Source organism: Dellaglioa sp. CoH-56-MRSF-14 (assembly GCF_056782115.1).
Window position 1 is genome coordinate 233,430 of record NZ_JBXAYB010000002.1, and the last position, 20,374, is coordinate 253,803.

General features: G+C 32.4%; 26 protein-coding genes, 1 tRNA gene, 1 pseudogene and 1 other annotated feature. Of the genes and pseudogenes, 7 read left to right on the forward strand and 21 right to left on the reverse strand.

The window, feature by feature from the left end; all coding sequences use genetic code 11:
• Positions 1-7: 7 nt before the first annotated feature.
• The 14 genes from AC1RPX_RS02920 to AC1RPX_RS02985 all read right to left on the reverse strand — a co-directional run bounded on the left by AC1RPX_RS02920 (position 8) and on the right by AC1RPX_RS02985 (position 9,227).
• Positions 8-463, reverse strand: a complete 456-nt coding sequence (locus AC1RPX_RS02920; protein ID WP_481761248.1) for an arginine repressor — start codon at positions 461-463, stop codon at positions 8-10.
• Positions 464-552: 89 nt separating this feature from the next.
• Positions 553-1,377 (reverse strand): TlyA family RNA methyltransferase, encoded by an 825-nt coding sequence (locus tag AC1RPX_RS02925; protein ID WP_481761247.1) that lies wholly within the window; start codon positions 1,375-1,377, stop codon positions 553-555.
• 8 nt (positions 1,378-1,385) lie between these two features.
• Positions 1,386-2,273: a polyprenyl synthetase family protein gene (locus AC1RPX_RS02930; RefSeq protein ID WP_481761246.1), complete on the reverse strand. Its 888-nt coding sequence runs from the start codon at positions 2,271-2,273 to the stop codon at positions 1,386-1,388.
• Complete coding sequence (locus tag AC1RPX_RS02935) at positions 2,266-2,499, reverse strand: exodeoxyribonuclease VII small subunit (RefSeq protein WP_409022627.1); 234 nt, start codon at positions 2,497-2,499, stop codon at positions 2,266-2,268. The genes AC1RPX_RS02930 and AC1RPX_RS02935 overlap by 8 nt, the downstream gene beginning before the upstream one ends.
• 3 nt (positions 2,500-2,502) lie before the next feature.
• Complete coding sequence (gene xseA, locus AC1RPX_RS02940) at positions 2,503-3,843, reverse strand: exodeoxyribonuclease VII large subunit (protein WP_481761245.1); 1,341 nt, start codon at positions 3,841-3,843, stop codon at positions 2,503-2,505.
• Positions 3,836-4,687 (reverse strand): bifunctional methylenetetrahydrofolate dehydrogenase/methenyltetrahydrofolate cyclohydrolase FolD, encoded by an 852-nt coding sequence (gene folD / locus AC1RPX_RS02945; protein ID WP_481761244.1) that lies wholly within the window; start codon positions 4,685-4,687, stop codon positions 3,836-3,838. Before folD ends, xseA begins: the two co-directional genes overlap by 8 nt.
• 106 nt (positions 4,688-4,793) lie before the next feature.
• Positions 4,794-5,231, reverse strand: a complete 438-nt coding sequence (gene nusB, locus AC1RPX_RS02950; protein WP_409022798.1) for a transcription antitermination factor NusB — start codon at positions 5,229-5,231, stop codon at positions 4,794-4,796.
• An 8-nt stretch (positions 5,232-5,239) separates the two neighbouring features.
• Entirely contained in the window at positions 5,240-5,671 is a 432-nt protein-coding gene (locus AC1RPX_RS02955; protein WP_409022630.1) for an Asp23/Gls24 family envelope stress response protein, read from the reverse strand.
• Between the two features lie 19 nt (positions 5,672-5,690).
• Complete coding sequence (gene efp, locus AC1RPX_RS02960; protein WP_409022631.1) at positions 5,691-6,251, reverse strand: elongation factor P; 561 nt, start codon at positions 6,249-6,251, stop codon at positions 5,691-5,693.
• 81 nt (positions 6,252-6,332) lie between these two features.
• Positions 6,333-7,394, reverse strand: coding sequence for a M24 family metallopeptidase (locus AC1RPX_RS02965; protein ID WP_481761243.1), 1,062 nt, complete (start codon positions 7,392-7,394; stop codon positions 6,333-6,335).
• Between the two features lie 72 nt (positions 7,395-7,466).
• A complete protein-coding gene (gene rpmA, locus AC1RPX_RS02970) occupies positions 7,467-7,754 on the reverse strand; it encodes a 50S ribosomal protein L27 (RefSeq protein WP_083478911.1) in 288 nt (95 codons plus the stop codon).
• A gap of 23 nt (positions 7,755-7,777) precedes the next feature.
• Positions 7,778-8,107 carry a ribosomal-processing cysteine protease Prp gene (locus AC1RPX_RS02975; RefSeq protein ID WP_409022633.1) on the reverse strand — a complete coding sequence of 110 codons (330 nt, stop codon included), beginning with the start codon at positions 8,105-8,107 and terminating at the stop codon, positions 7,778-7,780.
• Between the two features lie 21 nt (positions 8,108-8,128).
• Positions 8,129-8,437, reverse strand: a complete 309-nt coding sequence (gene rplU, locus AC1RPX_RS02980) for a 50S ribosomal protein L21 (RefSeq protein ID WP_409022634.1) — start codon at positions 8,435-8,437, stop codon at positions 8,129-8,131.
• An 18-nt stretch (positions 8,438-8,455) separates the two neighbouring features.
• Positions 8,456-8,541: a sequence feature (ribosomal protein L21 leader region), on the reverse strand.
• 53 nt (positions 8,542-8,594) lie between these two features.
• Complete coding sequence (locus AC1RPX_RS02985; RefSeq protein WP_409022635.1) at positions 8,595-9,227, reverse strand: TetR/AcrR family transcriptional regulator; 633 nt, start codon at positions 9,225-9,227, stop codon at positions 8,595-8,597.
• A gap of 176 nt (positions 9,228-9,403) precedes the next feature.
• Here AC1RPX_RS02985 and AC1RPX_RS02990 point away from each other — a divergent pair.
• The 4 genes and pseudogenes from AC1RPX_RS02990 to AC1RPX_RS03005 all read left to right on the forward strand — a co-directional run.
• A tRNA-Arg gene (locus tag AC1RPX_RS02990) sits at positions 9,404-9,477 on the forward strand.
• Positions 9,478-9,884: 407 nt separating this feature from the next.
• Positions 9,885-10,589, forward strand: a complete 705-nt coding sequence (locus AC1RPX_RS02995; protein ID WP_481761242.1) for a DUF4352 domain-containing protein — start codon at positions 9,885-9,887, stop codon at positions 10,587-10,589.
• Positions 10,590-10,708: 119 nt separating this feature from the next.
• Positions 10,709-10,990: a putative quinol monooxygenase gene (locus tag AC1RPX_RS03000; protein ID WP_481761241.1), complete on the forward strand. Its 282-nt coding sequence runs from the start codon at positions 10,709-10,711 to the stop codon at positions 10,988-10,990.
• A gap of 116 nt (positions 10,991-11,106) precedes the next feature.
• Positions 11,107-11,700: pseudogene (locus tag AC1RPX_RS03005) on the forward strand (IS3 family transposase); the annotation flags it as partial.
• A gap of 22 nt (positions 11,701-11,722) precedes the next feature.
• Here the strand turns inward: AC1RPX_RS03005 and AC1RPX_RS03010 are convergent.
• Together AC1RPX_RS03010 and AC1RPX_RS03015 are read right to left on the reverse strand one after the other, a co-directional pair.
• Complete coding sequence (locus AC1RPX_RS03010; RefSeq protein WP_481761240.1) at positions 11,723-12,286, reverse strand: hypothetical protein; 564 nt, start codon at positions 12,284-12,286, stop codon at positions 11,723-11,725.
• A gap of 8 nt (positions 12,287-12,294) precedes the next feature.
• Positions 12,295-13,269, reverse strand: coding sequence for a hypothetical protein (locus tag AC1RPX_RS03015; protein WP_481761239.1), 975 nt, complete (start codon positions 13,267-13,269; stop codon positions 12,295-12,297).
• Positions 13,270-14,549: 1,280 nt separating this feature from the next.
• Here AC1RPX_RS03015 and AC1RPX_RS03020 point away from each other — a divergent pair.
• From AC1RPX_RS03020 to AC1RPX_RS03030, 3 genes are all read left to right on the forward strand, one after another.
• Entirely contained in the window at positions 14,550-14,816 is a 267-nt protein-coding gene (locus tag AC1RPX_RS03020) for a SemiSWEET family transporter (RefSeq protein WP_481761237.1), read from the forward strand.
• 77 nt (positions 14,817-14,893) lie between these two features.
• On the forward strand, positions 14,894-15,265 hold the full coding sequence (locus AC1RPX_RS03025; protein ID WP_409022645.1) for a transporter: 372 nt from the start codon (positions 14,894-14,896) through the stop codon (positions 15,263-15,265).
• Positions 15,266-15,409: 144 nt separating this feature from the next.
• On the forward strand, positions 15,410-15,679 hold the full coding sequence (locus AC1RPX_RS03030) for a hypothetical protein (RefSeq protein ID WP_481762174.1): 270 nt from the start codon (positions 15,410-15,412) through the stop codon (positions 15,677-15,679).
• A 278-nt stretch (positions 15,680-15,957) separates the two neighbouring features.
• Here AC1RPX_RS03030 and AC1RPX_RS03035 read toward each other — a convergent pair whose 3' ends face one another.
• The 5 genes from AC1RPX_RS03035 to AC1RPX_RS03055 all read right to left on the reverse strand — a co-directional run bounded on the left by AC1RPX_RS03035 (position 15,958) and on the right by AC1RPX_RS03055 (position 20,284).
• Positions 15,958-16,500, reverse strand: coding sequence for a dUTP diphosphatase (locus tag AC1RPX_RS03035; RefSeq protein ID WP_481761235.1), 543 nt, complete (start codon positions 16,498-16,500; stop codon positions 15,958-15,960).
• 57 nt (positions 16,501-16,557) lie between these two features.
• Positions 16,558-17,490 (reverse strand): hypothetical protein, encoded by a 933-nt coding sequence (locus AC1RPX_RS03040; RefSeq protein WP_481761234.1) that lies wholly within the window; start codon positions 17,488-17,490, stop codon positions 16,558-16,560.
• A complete protein-coding gene (locus tag AC1RPX_RS03045) occupies positions 17,490-18,374 on the reverse strand; it encodes an exonuclease SbcC (protein ID WP_481761233.1) in 885 nt (294 codons plus the stop codon). Before AC1RPX_RS03045 ends, AC1RPX_RS03040 begins: the two co-directional genes overlap by 1 nt.
• A 151-nt stretch (positions 18,375-18,525) precedes the next feature.
• Positions 18,526-19,869 carry a type I glutamate--ammonia ligase gene (glnA, locus tag AC1RPX_RS03050; RefSeq protein ID WP_409022650.1) on the reverse strand — a complete coding sequence of 448 codons (1,344 nt, stop codon included), beginning with the start codon at positions 19,867-19,869 and terminating at the stop codon, positions 18,526-18,528.
• 25 nt (positions 19,870-19,894) lie between these two features.
• On the reverse strand, positions 19,895-20,284 hold the full coding sequence (locus AC1RPX_RS03055) for a MerR family transcriptional regulator (RefSeq protein ID WP_481761232.1): 390 nt from the start codon (positions 20,282-20,284) through the stop codon (positions 19,895-19,897).
• Positions 20,285-20,374 lie beyond the last annotated feature (90 nt).

The window sequence follows — 20,374 nt, forward strand, 5'->3', positions numbered from 1 at the left end:
TTTCTATCTATTCAGTTACAATCTCATTTAAAATTTTACTTAACTTTAACGCATCTTTGTTCGAGTGACAGATAATTAGAGCTGATCCATCTCCGCCTAAAGTACCAAAAACAAATGAATAATTCATTTGTTCAATTAAAGATACGATTGCTGGACCACTTCCTGGCGTCACCTTAACGAGACACATTTCATTTTGAACATCAGTTGATATAAAAGCATCTTTTAACGTTTTAGTTAATTTTTTTTCTGTATTCAATTTTTTTTGAACAGGTAAATTATAACTGTAAGTTCCATCAGCAGATGGCACTTTAATTAATTGCATTTCTTTAATATCTCTAGAAATAGTTGCTTGTGTGACTGTAATCCCTTGTTTTTTAAGCAAACTCACAAAATCTTCCTGCTTATCAATATTATTGTTCTTCAATAATTCACGAACATAACGTTGCCGTTCTTGCTTTTTCATTAAAGTCCCCCTCACCCGATAACCTCTACCACCCATAGAGTTAGTATAACGTAATTTCAATTATTATTAAAGAACTTCACTTTAAATCCTTATTTAACGGCATTCAGGTTATCGTATGCAGCAGTTAATACGCCATCGATACTAACCTTATCCGAAATCTCGCCAATTTCATTTATCGCAGACTTTAAATGAATTAAAAATTCAATATTACCTTCGCCACCCTTAATTGGTGAGTAGCTTAAATCCGCAACATTAAATCCAGTGGAAATAGAAAATTGAACAATGTCTTCGAGCACTTGACGATGAATCTTTTCATCTCGTACAATACCATGTTTTCCAACATTTTCTTTTCCTGCTTCAAATTGGGGTTTTATTAATGCCACAACATCCCCATTTTCAGTAATAATTTTCTTTAATGCAGGTAAAATAAGATGTAATGAAATAAACGATACATCTATTGTTGCAAAATTGGGTTGTCCAAATTCAAAATCTTCTTTTTTACTATATCTGAAGTTAGTATTTTCCATCACAACAACTCTTGGATCTTGTCGTAATTTCCAAACTAATTGATTGGTACCAACATCTAACGCATAACTTAATTTTGCGCCATTTTGTAAAGCAACATCGGTAAAGCCACCGGTTGATGATCCAATGTCTAAGACCGTTTTATCCTGAACGGTTGCATCAAATACTTTAAGGGCTTTTTCTAATTTAAGTCCACCGCGGCTCACATAAGGTAATTTTTTACCTTTAAAATGAAGCACAGTTTCTTCAGAAATTTTAACACCTGGTTTATCCAATCGTTCTTCATTCTCACCCAGAATTTCACCAGCCATAACTGCACGTTTGGCCTGTTCACGAGTTTCAAATAACCCTTGTTTAACTAATAAAACATCAATGCGCTCTTTTTTCATAGTGACTCCTAATTTTTTAATTTAAAGTAATGTAACAATTCTTCCAAATACTCTGTCTCCAACCCTGTTTGCTTAAGCGTTTGAATAGCATCTTTAGCTTGATTGGTTACTTCTTCGAGCATCCTATAAGCTTGATCAATTCCCATTAGTCCAGGATACGTATTTTTATTTTCTTGATTGTCTTTATGAACAGCCTTGCCCATCTCTTCAGATGTCCCAACGACATCCATAATATCATCATAGATTTGAAAAGCTAACCCAAAATGACGTCCATATGCCATAAACGCTACGTGCTGTTGGTCAGTCGCTTTTCCAAGTATGCTACCTGCGTAAACTGAAAATTCAATTAAATCACCCGTTTTACGCTTATGCACCTGTTTCAACTGCGCTAATGATAACTCTTTTTGTTCACCTTCAATATCGGCAACTTGACCGCCAACCATTCCCTCTGGGCCAGCTAACCTAGCTAGTTGACCCATTAGTAATACCTTTTGTGAATCAGGCAACTCTGCGTTACTGATCCATTCAAAGGCTAATGTATTTAGTGCATCACCAGCTAAAATTGCCATGCTTTCACCAAAAATAATATGGTTTGTTGGTTTACCACGTCTTAAATTATCATCATCCATCGCAGGCAAATCATCATGAATTAATGAATAGGTATGAATTAATTCTAATGCACCAGCAATAGAATAAACTGACTTATCAAGTTTACGATTAAGCATTTGACAAATAACAAAAATGATTAGTGGTCTAATACGTTTACCACCCGCTTCAACTGAATAAGTCATCGATTCTTTTAACTTTTTTTCAGTGTCTAAAGCCTGTAATTGATTCAACATAATTTGATTAAATTCTGGTAATACGATATCAGAAAATTTAGTTAAGTTACTCATTTTCTAAGCCTTGTTCGAATGGCACTTCTTCACCAGAATCATTCATGACACTGGTTAATGTTTTTTCAGCATTTTCCAATGTTTTTTGCAATTTTGAGCTCAACTTAACACCGTTTTGAAATTGGGTTAATGCTTTTTCTAAAGGAACATCACCTTGTTCTAGTTCTGTTACAATTTTTTCAAGTTCTACTAAGTTATCTTCAAATGTCGCTTTTTTTTCAGCCATTTTTTATTCTCCTTTTTCAACTTTTTCAATTTTTGCATATGCTTTACCATCTGTAAGGTGTAACACGACGTTATCATCTATATTCACTGAATTAATACTTTTAATAATTTTATCTTCCATAGATACGTAACTGTATCCTCGTCCCATAATCTTCAATGGACTTAATAAATCAAGCGCATTTATTTTTTCGCCAACCTGTTGTTTCTTTGTTTCAAGTAAGTAGGTCATTAATTGATGTAACTGTTTGTTTTGTTGTTTTACTTGATCTTGCAGTTGACTAACCAATTGTTGCGGATTTTGATAGCGCAACTGACCATTAGCTTGTTCAAATTGTTGTTTCTTAATTGTGATAATTTGTTTTGTTACTTGCATTAAGCGTTGTGCTAAATTGTCTAAGTTTTGAAGGTAACCCTCATATAACCGATTAGGTTGTTGAAAAACATATGATTGTTGAATCTTATCTAATTGTTGTCTTCTTAAACTTAAAATATTTTGTGTTACTTGTAATAGTCTCAATTTTAATTGATTAATCTTAATTAATTCATCGGCGTAAACAGGGACAGCTAATTCTGCTGCTGCTGTTGGCGTTGCTGCCCGAACATCGGCCACTAAATCAGCAATGGTTGTGTCTGTCTCATGTCCAACTGAAGAAATAATTGGAATCTGGCTAGCAAATATTTCCCTTGCAACAGATTCTTCATTAAATGGCCATAAATCTTCAATTGAGCCACCGCCTCGACCAATAATAATCGTGTCAAAATGGCCTAATTCGTTAATTTGTTTTAACCGCTTAACTAAATCATTAGCTGCTTTGTCACCTTGTACAATCGCAGGAAATAAAACTAATTGAGCAATCGGGTAACGTCTTTTAACGGTTGTCATAATATCTTTAATGACAGCCCCTGAAGGACTTGTAATCACAGCAATTCGTTTAGGATATTTAACCAATGCCTGTTTTGGTGCTGAAAATAATCCTTCAGCTTGTAGCTTATTTTTTAACTGCTCATAGGCTTGATATAACGCACCAACACCATCAGGTTCCATTCGCTCAATATATATTTGATAGTTACCTGTCGCTTCATATAAAGATATACGGCCCATAACTAAAACTTTCATGCCATCTTCTGGTTTAAATTTTATTTTATCAAAAGCTGAACGGAACATAATTGCGCTAATTTTAGCATGATCATCTTTTAAACTAAAATATTGATGCGCATTAGGTCGAGGTCTTAAATTTGAAATTTCGCCAGTTAAATAAACGGTCCCAAGATAAGGATCAGCATCAAATTTTTTCTTCAAATATGTTGTTAATGATGTAACTGATAAATAATTATCTTTATTCAATGCCAACACTCCGTTTTGTTAATTCAATTGTTTGTTCCATCAACATTGCAATCGTCATAGGTCCAACCCCTTTTGGTACTGGTGTCAGATATCCTGCAACCTCTGCAACTTCCTTATCGACATCTCCCGCTAACTTACCACTATCTAAGCGGTTCATCCCGACATCGATGACTACAGCACCTTGTTTCACATCGGTTTTTTTAATAAAGTTTGCTTGACCAATTGCAACGACTAAAATATCAGCCTGTTTAGTTATCTCTGATAAATTTTCCGTATGACTATGCGTTATCGTTACTGTTGCATTAGCGTTTAAAAGTAACGCCGCCATTGGTTTACCCACAATATTACTGCGGCCAACAACAACTGCATTTTTACCGTCTAAATCAATATTGTATGCGTTAAACATTCTCATAATTCCCAGTGGTGTACATGGAATTGCTAGTGGATCATTCATGGCTAATCGTCCAATATTTATCGGATGAAATCCATCAACATCTTTTTCTGGTTTAATAGCTTCGGTTATCTTTTTTTCATCAATTTGGTTCGGTAAAGGTAACTGTACTAATATGCCATTAATATCTGAATTATCATTATAGTCATTAATGAGATTTAGCAACTCTTTTTCTGATATCGTATCAGGTAATCTTTTAACAATCGATTTTATCCCAATAGATTCAGCAATTCGATGCTTATTCTTAACATATATTTTACTTGCTGGATTTTCTCCAACTACAATAACAGCTAATGTAGGAAAGACATTCTTTTTCTTTAAAGCTTCTATCTCAGATTTTAAATTATCCGTCGTTATTTGTGCCAATTTTTTACCATCAATTAATTTAGCCATAATTTAGCACCTCTATTCCATTTTTACTTCTTACATTTTATCATATTTAAGGTATTCATTTCTAAAAAAAAAGTGTCGCAAAAAATGCAACACTTCTCAATCATTATTATTCATTTGTTTTTTCAATATCAACAGGCATTTTTTCAACAACTGGATCTAACACACCATTAACAAATTTTCTTGATTCATCATCACTAAATTCTTTAGCAATTTCTAAAGCTTCATTCAATGCTACCTTAGCAGGAACATCATCTACGTATTTCATTTCGTAAATAGCTAATCTCAAAATAATTAAATCCGTATTGTTTAAGCGTGATAGTTTCCAGCGTGATGTTAGATTTTCTTCAATAACAGAATCTATCTCAGCTTGTTTATCACTAACACCTGAAACTAATGCTTCTAAATAAGGTGGAATTACAGCCGACTCTTCATCAGGAACTTCTAACAATTCACGATAAATAGCCTCTCTATCACCATCTGGGTTAGAATTTAACGCAAATAATGCTTGAAATGCTTTTTCGCGAATCGTATGTCTAGTTACTATTACACTCACTAATTTTCACCATCTTTTTCTGAAAATAAATCGTCAGTATCTATCTTATCGGCTTCCTTTTCAGGAATAACCCCTTCAACATGAACATTTACTTCAATAATTTCTAAACCTGTCATAAATAGTAATTGTTGTTTAATCTTTTCTTGCATCACTAATGCAACCTTAGGAACAGATACACCGTAATCAAGGTAAACAAAAACATCAATATTCAACTGGTCATCTGTTAAATCAAGTTTAACACCCTTACCCAGTGACTTTTTACGGCCAAATAATTCAGTTAAATTTTTAGCAATTGTCCCACGCATTGAGTAAACACCATCAATTTGGTTAGCAGCAATTCCAACAATAATTTCAATAACTTCAGGTGCAATCTTAATGTCACCCAAAGAAGGTTCAGTACTTTTTAAAACAATATTTGTTTCTTCAGCCATAAGTTTAACCTCCGTCGATTTATTGTGCTCTGGAAATATATGTGCCATCTTGTGTATTAATAATTAACATTTCATCTTCATTAACGAAGAATGGCACTTGTACAACTAATCCTGTTTCAAGAACAGCAGGTTTAGTTCCACCAGATTGTGTATTACCTTTAATACCCGCTTCAGTTGATGCTACTTTTAATTCAACTGTATTAGGAACGTCAACACCAAGTGTTTCAGTGCCAAACATAATAACATTAACAATTAAGTTTTCTTTCAAATAATTTAATTGTTCATGCACGCGTTCTTCTGGTAATTCTAATTGTTCATATGTATCCATATCCATAAATACATAGTTGTTACCATCAGCATAAAGATATTGCATTTTTTTATTATCAATTTGTGCTTTTTGAACTTTTTCACCAGCACGGAATGTTTTTTCTTGAGCAGCACCTGTACGGAGATTCTTTAGTTTTGATCGAACAAAAGCAGAACCTTTACCCGGTTTAACATGTTGAAATTCAACAACACGCCATAAATCACCATCAACTTCGATTGTAACACCATTTTTAAATTCATTAACGGACATCATAATATAATATTCCTCCTACTATCTCGTGTATCTCATAGTTCTAATAATAGCAATAATGGACATATAAAAGCAAGTTAAAGTCTATATTATCATTAATTTTTTAGAAGAATTCGTTAACATTTGATAGCCATTCTCAGTCACTAAAATATCATCCTCAATTCGAACCCCACTAAGGTTTGGTACATAAATCCCTGGTTCAATTGTAATGACGTCGCCTGCTTGCAAAACACTGTTTGAATCATCCAATTTAATATTAGGTAATTCATGAATTGATAGGCCAATTCCATGCCCAATCCCATGATTAAAATATTTACCATATCCTGCATCGGCGATTGTTTCATTAGCAACTCTAGCTAATTCACTTAATTTTATTCCCGGTTTAATTAATGAAATCACTCGTTCTTGTGTCGTTAAAACAGACTCGTAGATATGTTTTAATTCATCAGATATCGATCCCACGGCGATGGTCCTTGTGACATCAAATGTATAGTTCTCGTAATAATAGCCAAAATCTATCGTAATCAGATCCTGGTCTTGAATCTTTCGTTTTGAAACCGTTGCATGTGGCCATGTTGAATGAATACCGCTTGCTACAATTGTTTCAAAAGATTCACTCATAGTACCTAAATTTTTGATATAACTATCTAGCCGATTAGCAATTTCAATTTCTGTTTGACCAACTTCAATCGTCGACACAATATAATTGAAAGCTTCATCAGCTAATTTTCCTGCTTTTATTAATTTTATCTGCTCATCCTTATCTTTAACACGTCGTAATTCGTCAACAATATTAGTAAATGGCACCAAATCACTAACAAGGATTTCATCTAATTGATCATACTCTAAAAATGATATTGATGATTCAAATCCCATAACTGTTAATCCTTTTTCACTAATTATGTCAGATACAGCACCCAGATAATCACGCGTAAATTTTATTTCTAATTTTTTATCATGATTTTCTAGTGCCAATTCAAATCTTAGGTCAGTGATTAAAAATTGTTGTGTATCAGTAATTAACAATACACCATCACCTTCAAAACCACTTAAATAAAATATGTTTGTCGTATCCGTCACTAGAAATGCATCAATCGAGAGTTTCTCAAAAGTTGATTGTAATTGTTTAATTCTATCAAAATTCATTTAAACACTCCTTTTATGTACAAAAAAAGGAAATCTCTATCATAAAATGAAGAGGTTTCCTTTGAGTTATTATTATTCAGCTACAGGGTATACAGAGACTTGTTTCTTATCGCGGCCTTTACGTTCGAAGCGAACGATACCATCGACTTTAGCAAACAAAGTATCATCTCCACCTTTACCAACGTTAACACCAGGATAAATACGTGTTCCACGTTGACGATAAAGAATTGAACCACCTGTTACTTCTTGTCCGTCAGCTCTTTTTGAGCCTAAACGTCTACCGACAGAATCACGGCCATTAGAAGTAGAACCCCCACCTTTTTTATGTGAGAAAAATTGTAAATTCATTAACATAATCAATGCACCTCCTTGTTATAGTCTTATTATTTAAGTGTTAATTTAATGTAATCTTGATAGTTTTGCTCAATTGACTGTAGTCCTAAAACTAAACTTTCTAAAAATAACTGTCCTGTAGCATCGTTTAACTCAGATTCTGATAGTTTAACTTTCATTAATCCACCATTATCTTCATCCATCTCAACATCAGGATTAAGTTTAGCAAGTTCGGTCAAACTATTAACTGTATTGATAGTCAATACCGAAACCGCAGCACACACAATATCTTGACCATATTCACCAGAATCAGCATGCCCTGTTATTTCAAACGCATCGATGATTTTGGCATCTCTCCGAGAAATAACTGCACGTATCATACTAGTAGCCTACTTTCAAAATTATGCGTTAATAGCATCGATAACAACCTTAGTATATGGTTGACGATGACCTTGTTTTGTATGAGAATGTTTCTTAGGTTTGTATTTGAAAGTAACAACTTTCTTTTCACGGCCTTGTTTTTCAACAGTACCAGTTACTGTAGCACCTTTAACAAAAGGAGCACCAATAACGGTTTTTTCGCCACCAACTAAAACAATTTCATCAAATGTAACTTTTTCACCAGCTTCTGCTGATAATTTTTCAATGTAAATAGCTTCTCCGGCTTCAACTTTAAGTTGTTTGCCACCTGTTTTAATAATTGCGTACATGTGTATTACACCTCCTTATAGATTACTTAGACTCGCCGTAATTTAGTGATCAGATTTAGACAACCTGACGCTTAAAAACTTAAAACGTGCGGTTGCAGTTGTGGTGTTCACAAATACAACGTTATTATAATATCAAATGTAACTTCTTAAGTCAACGTTATCCATCATTTTCAACAAAAAAGTTTGTTAAATTGACTCCGTTACTTGTATCAACGCCAGTAATTTCTTTTAAAACCTTAGCAACGTAGTGCGGTGTGTAGATCATATCGTCTCGTAACCAACGTTTAATGAAGCCTAGGTGCGCTGATGCAACATAGGATACTTGTAACTCGTTTGGTATCTTAGATACTTCAAAATCGCCTGCTAACTGTTCTCTAAAGTTATTTAAGTAGATAACTAGTCTATCATATACTTTATCAGAAAAAGCGACATCTTCTTGACTATTTAAAAGTACGCCAAACATCATTGATTCATCTTGTAAGTAGTTAAACACCCGATTTAAACAACAAACTTCAACTGGTTTCGAATAAACGTACGCTTTATCTGGTGATTGTTTTGACATAATCATAATGTAATCAAAAAAGTCATCTAAAATTTCATCCATTGCCCGATTAATAAAATCTTGTTTGTCATGATAATGCAGATAGAATGTTCCTCGAGTGACATTTGCTTCCTGAGTAATCTTTTGAACGCTAATATTTTCAACTTTGTAATGTTTCATGAGTACAACTAATGATTTTTTTAAATTTTGTCTTGTTCTCTTTACCCGTGGATCATTAGAATCAACCATTTTTCAACCTCTTTATTCATAATTAAATAGTCTTTATCTCCATTTATGTCTATTACTTTCTTATTATAGAACATTTCATCAAAACTTTCATTCATGTTTTTGATAATTTATAAGAGTTCTACCAATTTCCATTGACAAGTACCAGTATTTTATCATATACTATTAAATGTTGTTATGACTCGGTAGCTCAGCTGGATAGAGCATCCGCCTTCTAAGCGGACGGTCGTGAGTTCGAATCTCACCCGAGTCATAGATATCCATTCTAGACCGATTTATAAAAATAGGAATGCCTTTAAACGGGCGTTCCTATTTTTTTATTTAGGTGAAAACAGACTATAAAGGATAGAATGCTCAAAACATTTGTTGCATATTTGTTGCATGGATATTTTTATCAATAAATCTACTAAAGTATTAAAATATCAGGCGATAAGAAAGCATTTTCTGTCGGTAAGGCTGTTGGCAACGCTTTATATTGTATTACTGGAAAACACGTTAAAAATATCAAGCAATTACTTAAGCTTTAGTAAATTGTTTGAAATAAAACTATTAAAAAATCCCCTAACCTGTTGGTAGCAAGTTAGAGGGTATAAATATATTAACAAATAATTTTATCATATTTCTAGGAGTAGAGATATAGATTTCGGAGGAAATATATTCATGAGTACTACATTTACAATTATTTTTCTTATTGGTTTAGTTGTTTTTTTTACAGGTGTAACTTGGTTTATTGTAGCTTGGGGTAATAAAGCTTCTAATTTAATACCACTAATTTTATTGATTGCCGGTTTAGGCATATCAATTATTTCTTTTAGCGTGATGTCGGTAACATCTGATAAAGATTCGTCAGCGCGTTCATCGTCTAATTTTAGATCGTCAAGTGCTAGTGACTCGTCAGAATCAGATGATGATTCTAGTTATGATGACGATGATGATTCATATGTTGACGATGAATCTGAATCTGATTCAGAATCTGACGATGAGTCATACACTGATGATGAATCCGATTCAGAATCTACTTCATCTTTTGGCGATTCTGTAGATTTAACTGACGACTCAAAGATAACCGTTGACTCTGCTGAAAAAGAAACGTCAGTTCCTTTAAATGATGTTAAATCCGGTGATACACAAGTTGCTGTTAAAGTAACCGTTCAAAATAATGGTACAGGTCCACTAGATTTCAATGGTCAAAAGTTTGACGTCTATGATAGTGATGATACTATTGGGGAATTTAATTCAGAGACTTACTCTGGTAATATTCCAAATTCAATAGCTGCCGGAAAAAAAGCTGTAATGACATTATACTTTACAACTTCTAATGCTGGTCCGTTCTCTGTCACTTACGGGGACTCAACTTGGGAATAAATATTTAACTAATTTTAACGAGTGTATAGATACTTCAAGCAGGTGCAACTCCTGCTGCTCGTTTTTGTTTATCTACGTGCATAGGAATCACGTTAAAAGCTAAAAAGGAGAATATTATCATGAAAGTTTTTAATGTTAGTTTAGTTGTTAATGAAAATTGTATTACAGAATATGAACATTTTATTGATCCTCTAGTGACGCAATCAAAAAAAGAATCTGGTAATATTTCATACAATCATTTTAAACAATTAGGTGCCAACAATCGTTATGCAATAATTGAGCATTGGCAAGACCAAGACGCAGTTAACTTCCACAATGAAACAACTTATTTTAAAGAATTTTTAGCAGGCATCAATCAATTTGTAACTGAAGAATTACAAGTTATTGTAATGGACGCCTAACTACCCTTTCGACCACCAGTTAAGCTGGCTATGAGTGCAAGGCTCATTGGTCGTATTGCTACAAAATTTTAAAAATTTAAGGAGATTTAATTTATGGGAGCTACTTCAATTTCAGCCAGACACGCAAATACAACTCGTATAAAGGAAAAGTTGGTACCGTTTCTAAAAACCTGATTAATCGCCGTTTCTTTTCGGACCGACCTTATCAAAAACTAGCAACAGATGTTACAGAAGTCCGTTGGGGTGACGAAACAATCGATGAACGGGCCCATTTCACCTGTATTTATGATCTGTTTTCAGGCAAAATTCTAAGTCATCAGATTAGTAAACATCCAACAGTTAAATTTACAACAAAGGTTTTGAAACAAGCAATTGCAAAAATCCCAAAAGATTTAAATTATCGAACGACGATTCATTCTGACCAAGGATTCCAATATCAACACAAAAATTGGGTTACTATTCTCAAAAAATATCGTATTTTTCAGAGTATGTCACGTAAAGCAACATGTTTAGATAACGCTGCCATGGAAAGCTTTTTCCATATTATGAAAGCTGAAGCTTTCTATCAAAAAGAAACCGATACATATGAAACACTAGTTTCACAAGTACCGGTTTGGATAAATGACTATAATTTTTCACGAATTAAAATAAAATTGGGTTGTAAAAGCCCGGTTGAACACCGAATTTTTATAACCCAGAATGCTGCATAAAGCTTCGTCCAATATTTAGGGTTCACTTCATTTTATTATTTTTTATTATTGACTCAGCTTCTTCTTCTCCAGCCTCTATAGCCTTTTTTTGAGTATCTCGGATGATGTCTAAAATAAGCCCAAAAATATTCAAAGACGCCGTAAATACTAAAATTAAAACTATTCCTTTCAAATACAAAATTACTTCAAAATCAATAAAGGTTTCAAATGATATTAACATAGTACTAATTGATATTCCAACTATGGTTAGCCATAAAAATGAAGTCCACATAAATGGTGTGAATATTTCAACAAATACGTTTTTTAATTGAGTATCTGTTTTAGAAACTAAATATATGTGTCCTAAATTATCTATATCAAAGATACTTTTAACCGCAACAAATAATGCGAATGTAAAAGATAATCCGGTAACAGAAATACCCAATAAGCTTGAAACTTCATAATTAACATTAATAATATCCGGAAAAAATAAATATATTATTGTAAATATTACATTTATCGAAATTCCAATTTTAGAGTATATATTGCATATAGTTGCTCGTTTTGAAGTCCATAATGCTCTCATCAATGATTTATTATCTACCATACTATCACCTATTTATGAAAATTTTTATTAACTATTACAGGTACAATTTTCATTATACTCATTGCCCTATGTTTTATCGATTTAAGGTATCCTCGCTTAGCATCTTCACCCAATTGTTTACTTAACTCTACTGTATTTACTTTTTCTCCTCTAGGGGCACTATATATTTTTTTCACATCTTCAGCATTTATACGTTTTCGACTAGCAAGGTCCCTATCTTCAACTTGCTGGGCACCATTAGGATAGACAAGATGTACTGTTACTCTTGCATAATCTTGCTTAATGCTAACGCTATCTTGAACTGCATTAACTGATACAGCACCCATATTGGTATTTTCTGCTGTATTTATAAATGATTCTATTCTTTCAGACATACTAATAGCTTCTTTCAAACTTTTGTCATTAGTAGAAATTAAAATTTTTTCAGTTTCCAATTCATAAAAAAAATTCACTCCAGCATTTATATATTCTTTATCCTGAATATACCGTATTATTTTTCTAGCCTCTAGCATCATTTTACGACCATGTCCGTAACGTCCGTACCCTTTTAAGTTGCCTATTATATCATCTTCTAAAACATCATCTAATGATTCTTTTAAAAATGGATATTTTTTAAGTAATTTGTCCATTTTTGTTCTCATTTCAACTTTTGTAACGCCCAAAAATTCTTTTGTCCATAAAATGCCCGAATTTTTTTCATAGTTTTCTATAACAGCAAAATATTCCTCTTCTATTTTTTTAGATTGAGCAACAAATTCTGTATATTCTATAGATTTGGATAATTCTTCTTTAACATCAGTATCCTTAAAAATAAAATTTAAATATGTTCCCCTTTCAAATCCATTAGGTATTCCAAAACTATTAGTTAGATCATCCTTTATTACATTATGTTTAAGCTGTTTCCAACCTTCTGATTTTCTTTCAACGTAAGTTCTAATTATATTTGGTGCTAAATTTAATTTAAATACATAATAATTGTCCAAATAGTTACTCCTCCAAATAATTTATACTCGCTCTATTATTAAACAATAAAAAAGACAGGTAAACAATACCTTTCTCATGTGTGTATAAATATTTGGATTAGAGATTAATAACTGATATCAAAATATCATATTACTAATATAACAGATTAATCACTTCAATTTGTTCACTAAATGTTCACTTTTTGAAATCATGTAAGTCTTCAATTAAGAATGAATCAGCAAACTGTAAGCATGCTCGATTCTTGTAAAAACTGTATCTCGTCTTTTCATATCCTAAATCATCCATTTCAATATCATTTTATTTATTATCTTCTGCAATATAGACATCTATTAATATTTTTCTACTAATAGTGTCACAACTCTTTAAAGCTACTAGAACATTATTAATAACTTGCTCAGCATAGATACGTTTAGTTATGGTCTCTTCGTGTTGATTGTTCCCTGAGGTACTTTTTAGGCATATCCATGATAATTGGCGACTTAATTCCGCTAATATCCTTCTGACTATATCTCTGCATTTTTGGTAACCATACTTTAAAAAAACGTTTAACCTTATTAATTGTAGATTTTTCATTGACTTGTGGGAATAGTTCGTTAAATGAAGATATAGCATTTCCCCCTTTACGTTTGTTATAATCATTGCCAGTCAGAGTAATAGTTGTATGTATAAGTCACCTTACTAAGTGGGTTTTATGTTATCTAAATCATTAATGAAACTCAAGTAGTGTAATTTCTCTGATTACTTCATTCTTCTCCTAAATGGTCAACTCATGAATAGTATCAATAACTGCGCTACCTTTATAAGAAAAATTATTGTTAAATTTGATAATCATCTGAGGAACGTCATTCTGATTAGAGCAACGCATTAACTCATCCCTGTAAATTTTTTTGATACGTAGTCATCTGTTAACAGAAACTATTAGTCCTATAGTTTCTACTGAATGTACCACTATTTAAATATCATTTATTCAACATTCTATAGCTTTGCTATTCAGATCCAGCAATTTCATAAATAGTCAGTATTAGTTAAAAACAAAATACTGAGTTTACAATAACAGTTCTGAATTAGTAAGATATTAACCTAAACAAATACCTAGCCTTCATTTAAATAATTAATTTATCACCCAAGAAAATTTTGATGCATTTTAATAATAAAAATCATCCACAAGTTTATTTTCACCAACACCAAACATTTTTACCTACTCCCAGTTGTTATAATTTGTAGAATAACTGATAATTAGTTATTATAGAGAGGCATAAAAAAGTTTGGAGGAATTAGAATGAAATTATTAAATGATAGCACTCTAGAAAAAATCGGGAAGTTTGCAAGTATTTTATCTATCTTAATGTATGTCTCATACATCCCACAAATCATTTCCAACCTTAATGGTAGCCAGGGTAATCCTGTTCAGCCCTTGGTTGCCTGTATTAATTGCATATTTTGGACTGTCTATGGCGTATGTGGTAAAAATAAAGACTGGCCTATATTCTTTGCAAACGTACCGGGTATCTTTCTAGGCGCCATCGCTTTCTTCACTGCCTTATAAAATATCATATACATAAAATAGAATACTTACGTGCAGATAGGGAATCACGTTAAAAGCTCCATACGGGGGAATTCTTCATGAAACTAAAAATTAACACTGCAGCAGGTACTTTCGATATCATAAATACTATATTAGTAGCCTTTTCTTGGCTTATCGTTATTTTAACTGGTATCAATAAATCTACTGTAACATCACACGCTGTCTCTGGAACATCAACCTTAACTAGCGGTACAGCTATTTTCTTTTATATTATGCTAGGAATTGGCCTTATTCTTCACATTGTTGCACTTGTTCAATCAAGAAAAGCTGATATCTCTATTACTGGCCATGTTCTTGGTATTATTGGTTGCGGTTTATTTCTTTTATCAATGGTTTTTGCCCTTCCTACATTTATTTTATTAATCATTGCAGCAGTTTTCACACTCAAACAAGCTCCTGCTAAGCACTAATAAACAAAATTTAACATAAATTTCTAACGAGCGTATAGATACTTTTAGTAGGTGCGATTCCTACTGCTCGCTTTGCACCATAAAAATATTGGGGGATTTAAAATGAAAAAATTTATTAGCTTACTAGGGGTTCTAAGCGTATCAATGCTACTATTGTCTGCTTGCGAATATAGTTATAATTCTGATTCCAGTTCTAACAAAAATAGCTCTTCTTCTCAACAGTCGTCTGCATCATCCAACACAAAGGCCTCATCTTCTAAGGCCAAAGATTCTTCTAAAGAATCTTCATCATCTACTAAGAAGACATCTTCTTCTGAGAGCTTTGATATTAATGATAGTACTTCGTCTGCTAAAGACGTTCATATTCATGAATCTGAAGATGGTGCTGATTTTAATTTTGATACTGGTTCTTGATTTTTTACTTAAGTTAATTTTAAAAGAGATTAGTCTCATTCAAATAAAAACTGTTATTCAGTTATTAACACAAAAAAGCCTTCAATATTGGACAAAAATCCAATGTCGAAGGCTTTTCTTTATTAAAATTTAAAATACGAATTATTAATGATTCCTTATTTACGACGCTCAGTTGTAAATTAATTACTAATAATACGATACCAAGCTCTTAAAATTCAGTAACCTGCTTAAATTTTTGTCCAATATTATTGGTTAGCTCCAATTTAAGACTGTTTTAATTAATAATTATTTTCTTGTCTTTCAATATTTTCCATATTTTTTTTAACAAATTCATTTTCAATATCATTCCAAGACAATTTTAAATCAACTAACCCGAATTTAATAAAAAGATGCCAAGCATGTTTAAAATCTTCTAATTTATGACTAAATAAACTTTTAGAAATCATTAATTTTAACGATAAAAAGACTTTATTCAATGACATTGTCATAGGCTTTTTTGCAAAATCATCCATCTCTTCGTCACTAATTAATAATAAATAGGTCCATTTATTTTGATTGGCAATATTAAAAAAGAAACTCATTGCATCAACATATTCTGAGAGTACTGTCTCTTCATGCGTTTTGCCTTTTTCCATTTTTTGTCCACGATTTTCTTTCCAGACTTTAAACCATTCAACCGTGTTGGCTAATTCTGATAGTTCAACATCCAAGCTCACATAGGCGTTAAACAATCTCTCTTCAGGACTCCATCTAATTTTTTTATCTTGAATAACATCCCGATCAAAGCTTCGTTCCATTTGGATCATATCTGTTAAGTTCACTAAATTTTCCTCCAAAAAAATCTGCCCACTAGTAACTAACGGACAGACATTTTTTTATTATTTAAAAATCAAGGGATCTGATTTAATACTTAATTCATTTATATTATTCAAGTACCAATTTCTAATGAAAGGTTCATTCAACAAAATATCGAACCATGAAATTTCTTGGGCAGCATCCATAACAGCAACGACCCATTTTTCATTATCACTCTCACCCATTTGTTGTTGATCATAAATTGTTATTTCAGATTTAGCTAATTTTAAAACAGCACTATTATTTGCGCCTGCTTCAACCATTAACTCATTTTCTGAAGCAAGTACAAATAATTCATCGATAACACTTCGTTTAAGTATATCTTCAGACAATTCGTATCTTGCTGGATTACCTGAATCCAATAGATTAAGATCAACGCTAAATCCATAATCTTCTTTTAAATACGTCGCAAAATCAATTAACATCATTTCAAGATATTTAATCGATTTTGCGTCTAATTTTTCCAAGTAACTAACAATTAAGACATTTGTAATAGCTGTACTATTAATTCGAATCATTCTTTTACGTAAATTTAAATAAAATAAAGATTCTCCTGATTCTTGTGCAACATAATAAGCGCCATCATTATCATCAATTTTAAAGGAAAAACTATCTACGACATTAATCCCAGGTATTTCATGGACAAGTGCTTTTCTAGGCTCTGAGAAGTGTAAAATAGCCGTTTCATTATCATGCAAGTCCATTAAACGGTTAAAGAAGAGTAAACAATAATCTGCAGCACTATATTTTTGCGGGAATGTTAAATAATTAGTGTCAAGTTGATAACCCATCAAACTCATTGCGGCATCAATCAACTCAACTTTATCCTGGGTATTCATTAAAACATCTAATGTTTCCGTAAATTTAATCCCATTGTTCAGACTTAATTTAATTTGTTCATTAAAGTTTACTAAACGCGATTTTGTAGAAACTAACTGCTTTTCTTTTTCAGCCATTATTCAGTCACCTGTCCTTTTTGACTAATTAAGTGAGATAAATAACTGTAATATAAGGCATCATTTTGTTTAGTGAATTTTTCAAAATCACCAAATATACCAATAACACTTTGTCTTTCATAACCAATCAACGTATCTTCTTTGGCTAAACTTAAAACATCAGTCTCACTTGATTTAATATCTTGATATGCACTGCTGGCTTTTTCATCCATCTCAGTTAACTCTGTTAATCTTTCTTTTAACACGCGACGTTCTTCACGAATACGTCCAGCATCCCAAGGACGCCCTTTTTCTTGTGAATTACGTTTCATATCTTCGCGAATTTTGTCTTTTTCAGCGTCACGTTCATCCTGAGAATCAACTAATTCTTGACGTTCTTTATTTTGAATTGATATTTGATTAATTTTATCTGTATTAACACGTTTATTCGTTTCTTCCAATTCAAAAGACTTAGCTAATTTAGCTAGTTCTTCTTCATCAAATTTAAATTCAACATTTAAAACGTCTAAATAGCCAAATTCTTTTCGATCCCACCAATTACCAAAATGAATTTTGAATTTTCCAACTTCCATTTCTTCAAAATAGAAGAATGGATACGTATCACGTAAATATGAGATAAGTTTCAAACTTAAATATTGTTGAATTTGTGGATAATCTTTAATGACCAACTCTTCTTGAATGGCAGATTCCGAAACGCTTCTTTTCTTTAACACTAGTTGTGCGTAACGAGATTGGTTAATGAGTTGATAAACTAATCGATCATCTTCTTGTTTAATCGCCTCTCTAAGTTGATTTAAGTACTCAACTTTTTTAGATAGAGTGCGTTCGATATTGTTTGTAGCTTCACTGTGATCCGATAAATTAAATTGATTGTCTTTTATCATAGTTTACCCCTTATTCATATTTAATGATTATTTTTTTTACTATGTATTGTGATTTTTCTTTGCATAATCAAAAAAACTAAAACAATTTTACTTGTCCTAGTTTCATTATCAATCATTTAGTTAGTCATTTCAAACCTTTATTACACTTTTTTTAATAAAGTTCTAAATATTGATCTCTTTCCCATTCAGAAACTTCTTGACGGTAAGCAGCCCATTCTAATTTTTTGGCTTCAATAAAGCTTGGATATAAATGAGGACCCATTGCTTTTTCCATGATATCATCTTTTTCCAATGCTTTAATGGCATTGTGTAGTGTCGATGGTAAGTCACTAATATGATTATCTTGGCGTTCTTGACGGTTCATTACGTAAATATTTCTATCAACAGATGCAGGTGGTACAACTTTATTTCTAAGTCCATCAAGTCCTGCTTCTAAAATAGCCGCAATAACAAGATAAGGATTAGCAGTTGCATCAACACTTCTTAACTCTAATCGAGTTGATAACCCACGAGCCATTGGTACACGAACTAATGGCGATCGGTTACGTCCAGACCAAGCAACATAAACAGGTGCCTCAAATCCAGGGACAAGACGTTTATATGAGTTAACTGTTGGATTAGTAATTGCTGTGTAACCACGTGCATGTTGTAATAAACCACCTAAGAAGTGGTAGGCATCTTCAGATAATTGCATCTTATCTTTTTCATCAAAGAATGCATTACCATCTTTATGAAATAATGACATATTAATATGCATCCCTGAACCATTAATTCCATTCAATGGTTTTGGCATAAATGTCGCATGTAGACCATGTTTTCTAGCTACCGTTTTAACGACTAATTTAAATGTTTGGATGTTATCACAGGCTTGTAAAGCATCTGCGTATTTAAAATCAATTTCATGTTGGCCAGGTGCTACTTCATGATGAGAAGCTTCAACATCAAAACCCATGTTTTCAAGTTCTAACACGATATCTCGACGACAATTTTCACCTAAATCAACTGGTGCTAAATCAAAATAGCTACCTTTATCGTTTAATTGTGTTGTAGGTTTTCCCGTTATAGGGTCTAATTTAAATAAGAAAAATTCTGGTTCAGGTCCAATATTAAATTCAGTAAACCCTAAATCATTCATTTCTTTTAAGACACGGATAAGGTTATTTCTTGGATCACCTTGGAATGGTTTACGTTCAGCGTTATAAACTTCACAAATAATACGCGCAATTTTTCCATGTTCATGTTCCCATGGGAAAATCATCCAAGTTGATAAATCTGGGTATAAGTACATATCACTTTCTTCGATTCGAACGAATCCGTCGATTGAAGAACCATCGAACATTAATTTGTTTTCTAATAATTTGTCTAGTTGGCTAATCGGAACTTCCACGTTCTTAATAATTCCGAATAAATCTGTAAACATAAGTCTTAAAAATTTAACGTTCTCTTTTTTTGCCATTGTAACAATGTCATCTTTAGTGTATGCAGCTTTTGCCATTTTATCTCTCCTCAGTATTTATAATTTATAGACGCTTGTTTGTGTTAAAAGAAGGATCGTCAGGATTTTTAAGTCCACTAACTGAAAGAAATTCATTTTGAAAAATATGTCTAACATCATTATCTGTCAAAGGCTTTTCTAACAATTTGCGTTGCTTTTTAGCCTGTGCTTCCTTTTCAAAATAAATTTCTTTAATGCCAACCATATTCATGCCTTCATCTAAATAATCTTTAATTTCAAATAACTTATCAATATCATTCAGTGAATACATTCTGCGATTACCATCATTTCTTTGGGGCATAATTAACTCCTGCTCCTCATAATAACGAATTTGACGAGCCGTTAAGTCCGTTAATTTCATTACCGTTCCAATTGGTAATACCGCTAATGATCGTCTGAGTTCCTTCTCTTTCATAAACAAGCCTCCTTTTTAATTACATCCTTATAGTAACAAGGAAATAAATGACTGTCAACGTACAATGTTAGATTTTATAACATAGCTTAC

Bases quoted from the DNA above. Each gene is read 5' to 3' on its own strand.
- AC1RPX_RS02920 (WP_481761248.1), bottom strand. From the start codon at position 463: ATGAAAAAGCAAGAACGGCAACGTTATGTTCGTGAATTATTGAAGAAC.
- AC1RPX_RS02925 (WP_481761247.1), bottom strand. From the start codon at position 1,377: ATGAAAAAAGAGCGCATTGATGTTTTATTAGTTAAACAAGGGTTATTT.
- AC1RPX_RS02930 (WP_481761246.1), bottom strand. From the start codon at position 2,273: ATGAGTAACTTAACTAAATTTTCTGATATCGTATTACCAGAATTTAAT.
- AC1RPX_RS02935 (WP_409022627.1), bottom strand. From the start codon at position 2,499: ATGGCTGAAAAAAAAGCGACATTTGAAGATAACTTAGTAGAACTTGAA.
- folD (WP_481761244.1), bottom strand. From the start codon at position 4,687: ATGGCTAAATTAATTGATGGTAAAAAATTGGCACAAATAACGACGGAT.
- AC1RPX_RS02955 (WP_409022630.1), bottom strand. From the start codon at position 5,671: ATGGCTGAAGAAACAAATATTGTTTTAAAAAGTACTGAACCTTCTTTG.
- efp (WP_409022631.1), bottom strand. From the start codon at position 6,251: ATGATGTCCGTTAATGAATTTAAAAATGGTGTTACAATCGAAGTTGAT.
- AC1RPX_RS02965 (WP_481761243.1), bottom strand. From the start codon at position 7,394: ATGAATTTTGATAGAATTAAACAATTACAATCAACTTTTGAGAAACTC.
- AC1RPX_RS02975 (WP_409022633.1), bottom strand. From the start codon at position 8,107: ATGATACGTGCAGTTATTTCTCGGAGAGATGCCAAAATCATCGATGCG.
- rplU (WP_409022634.1), bottom strand. From the start codon at position 8,437: ATGTACGCAATTATTAAAACAGGTGGCAAACAACTTAAAGTTGAAGCC.
- AC1RPX_RS02985 (WP_409022635.1), bottom strand. From the start codon at position 9,227: ATGGTTGATTCTAATGATCCACGGGTAAAGAGAACAAGACAAAATTTA.
- AC1RPX_RS02995 (WP_481761242.1), top strand. From the start codon at position 9,885: ATGAGTACTACATTTACAATTATTTTTCTTATTGGTTTAGTTGTTTTT.
- AC1RPX_RS03000 (WP_481761241.1), top strand. From the start codon at position 10,709: ATGAAAGTTTTTAATGTTAGTTTAGTTGTTAATGAAAATTGTATTACA.
- AC1RPX_RS03010 (WP_481761240.1), bottom strand. From the start codon at position 12,286: ATGGTAGATAATAAATCATTGATGAGAGCATTATGGACTTCAAAACGA.
- AC1RPX_RS03020 (WP_481761237.1), top strand. From the start codon at position 14,550: ATGAAATTATTAAATGATAGCACTCTAGAAAAAATCGGGAAGTTTGCA.
- AC1RPX_RS03025 (WP_409022645.1), top strand. From the start codon at position 14,894: ATGAAACTAAAAATTAACACTGCAGCAGGTACTTTCGATATCATAAAT.
- AC1RPX_RS03030 (WP_481762174.1), top strand. From the start codon at position 15,410: ATGCTACTATTGTCTGCTTGCGAATATAGTTATAATTCTGATTCCAGT.
- AC1RPX_RS03040 (WP_481761234.1), bottom strand. From the start codon at position 17,490: ATGGCTGAAAAAGAAAAGCAGTTAGTTTCTACAAAATCGCGTTTAGTA.
- AC1RPX_RS03045 (WP_481761233.1), bottom strand. From the start codon at position 18,374: ATGATAAAAGACAATCAATTTAATTTATCGGATCACAGTGAAGCTACA.
- glnA (WP_409022650.1), bottom strand. From the start codon at position 19,869: ATGGCAAAAGCTGCATACACTAAAGATGACATTGTTACAATGGCAAAA.
- AC1RPX_RS03055 (WP_481761232.1), bottom strand. From the start codon at position 20,284: ATGAAAGAGAAGGAACTCAGACGATCATTAGCGGTATTACCAATTGGA.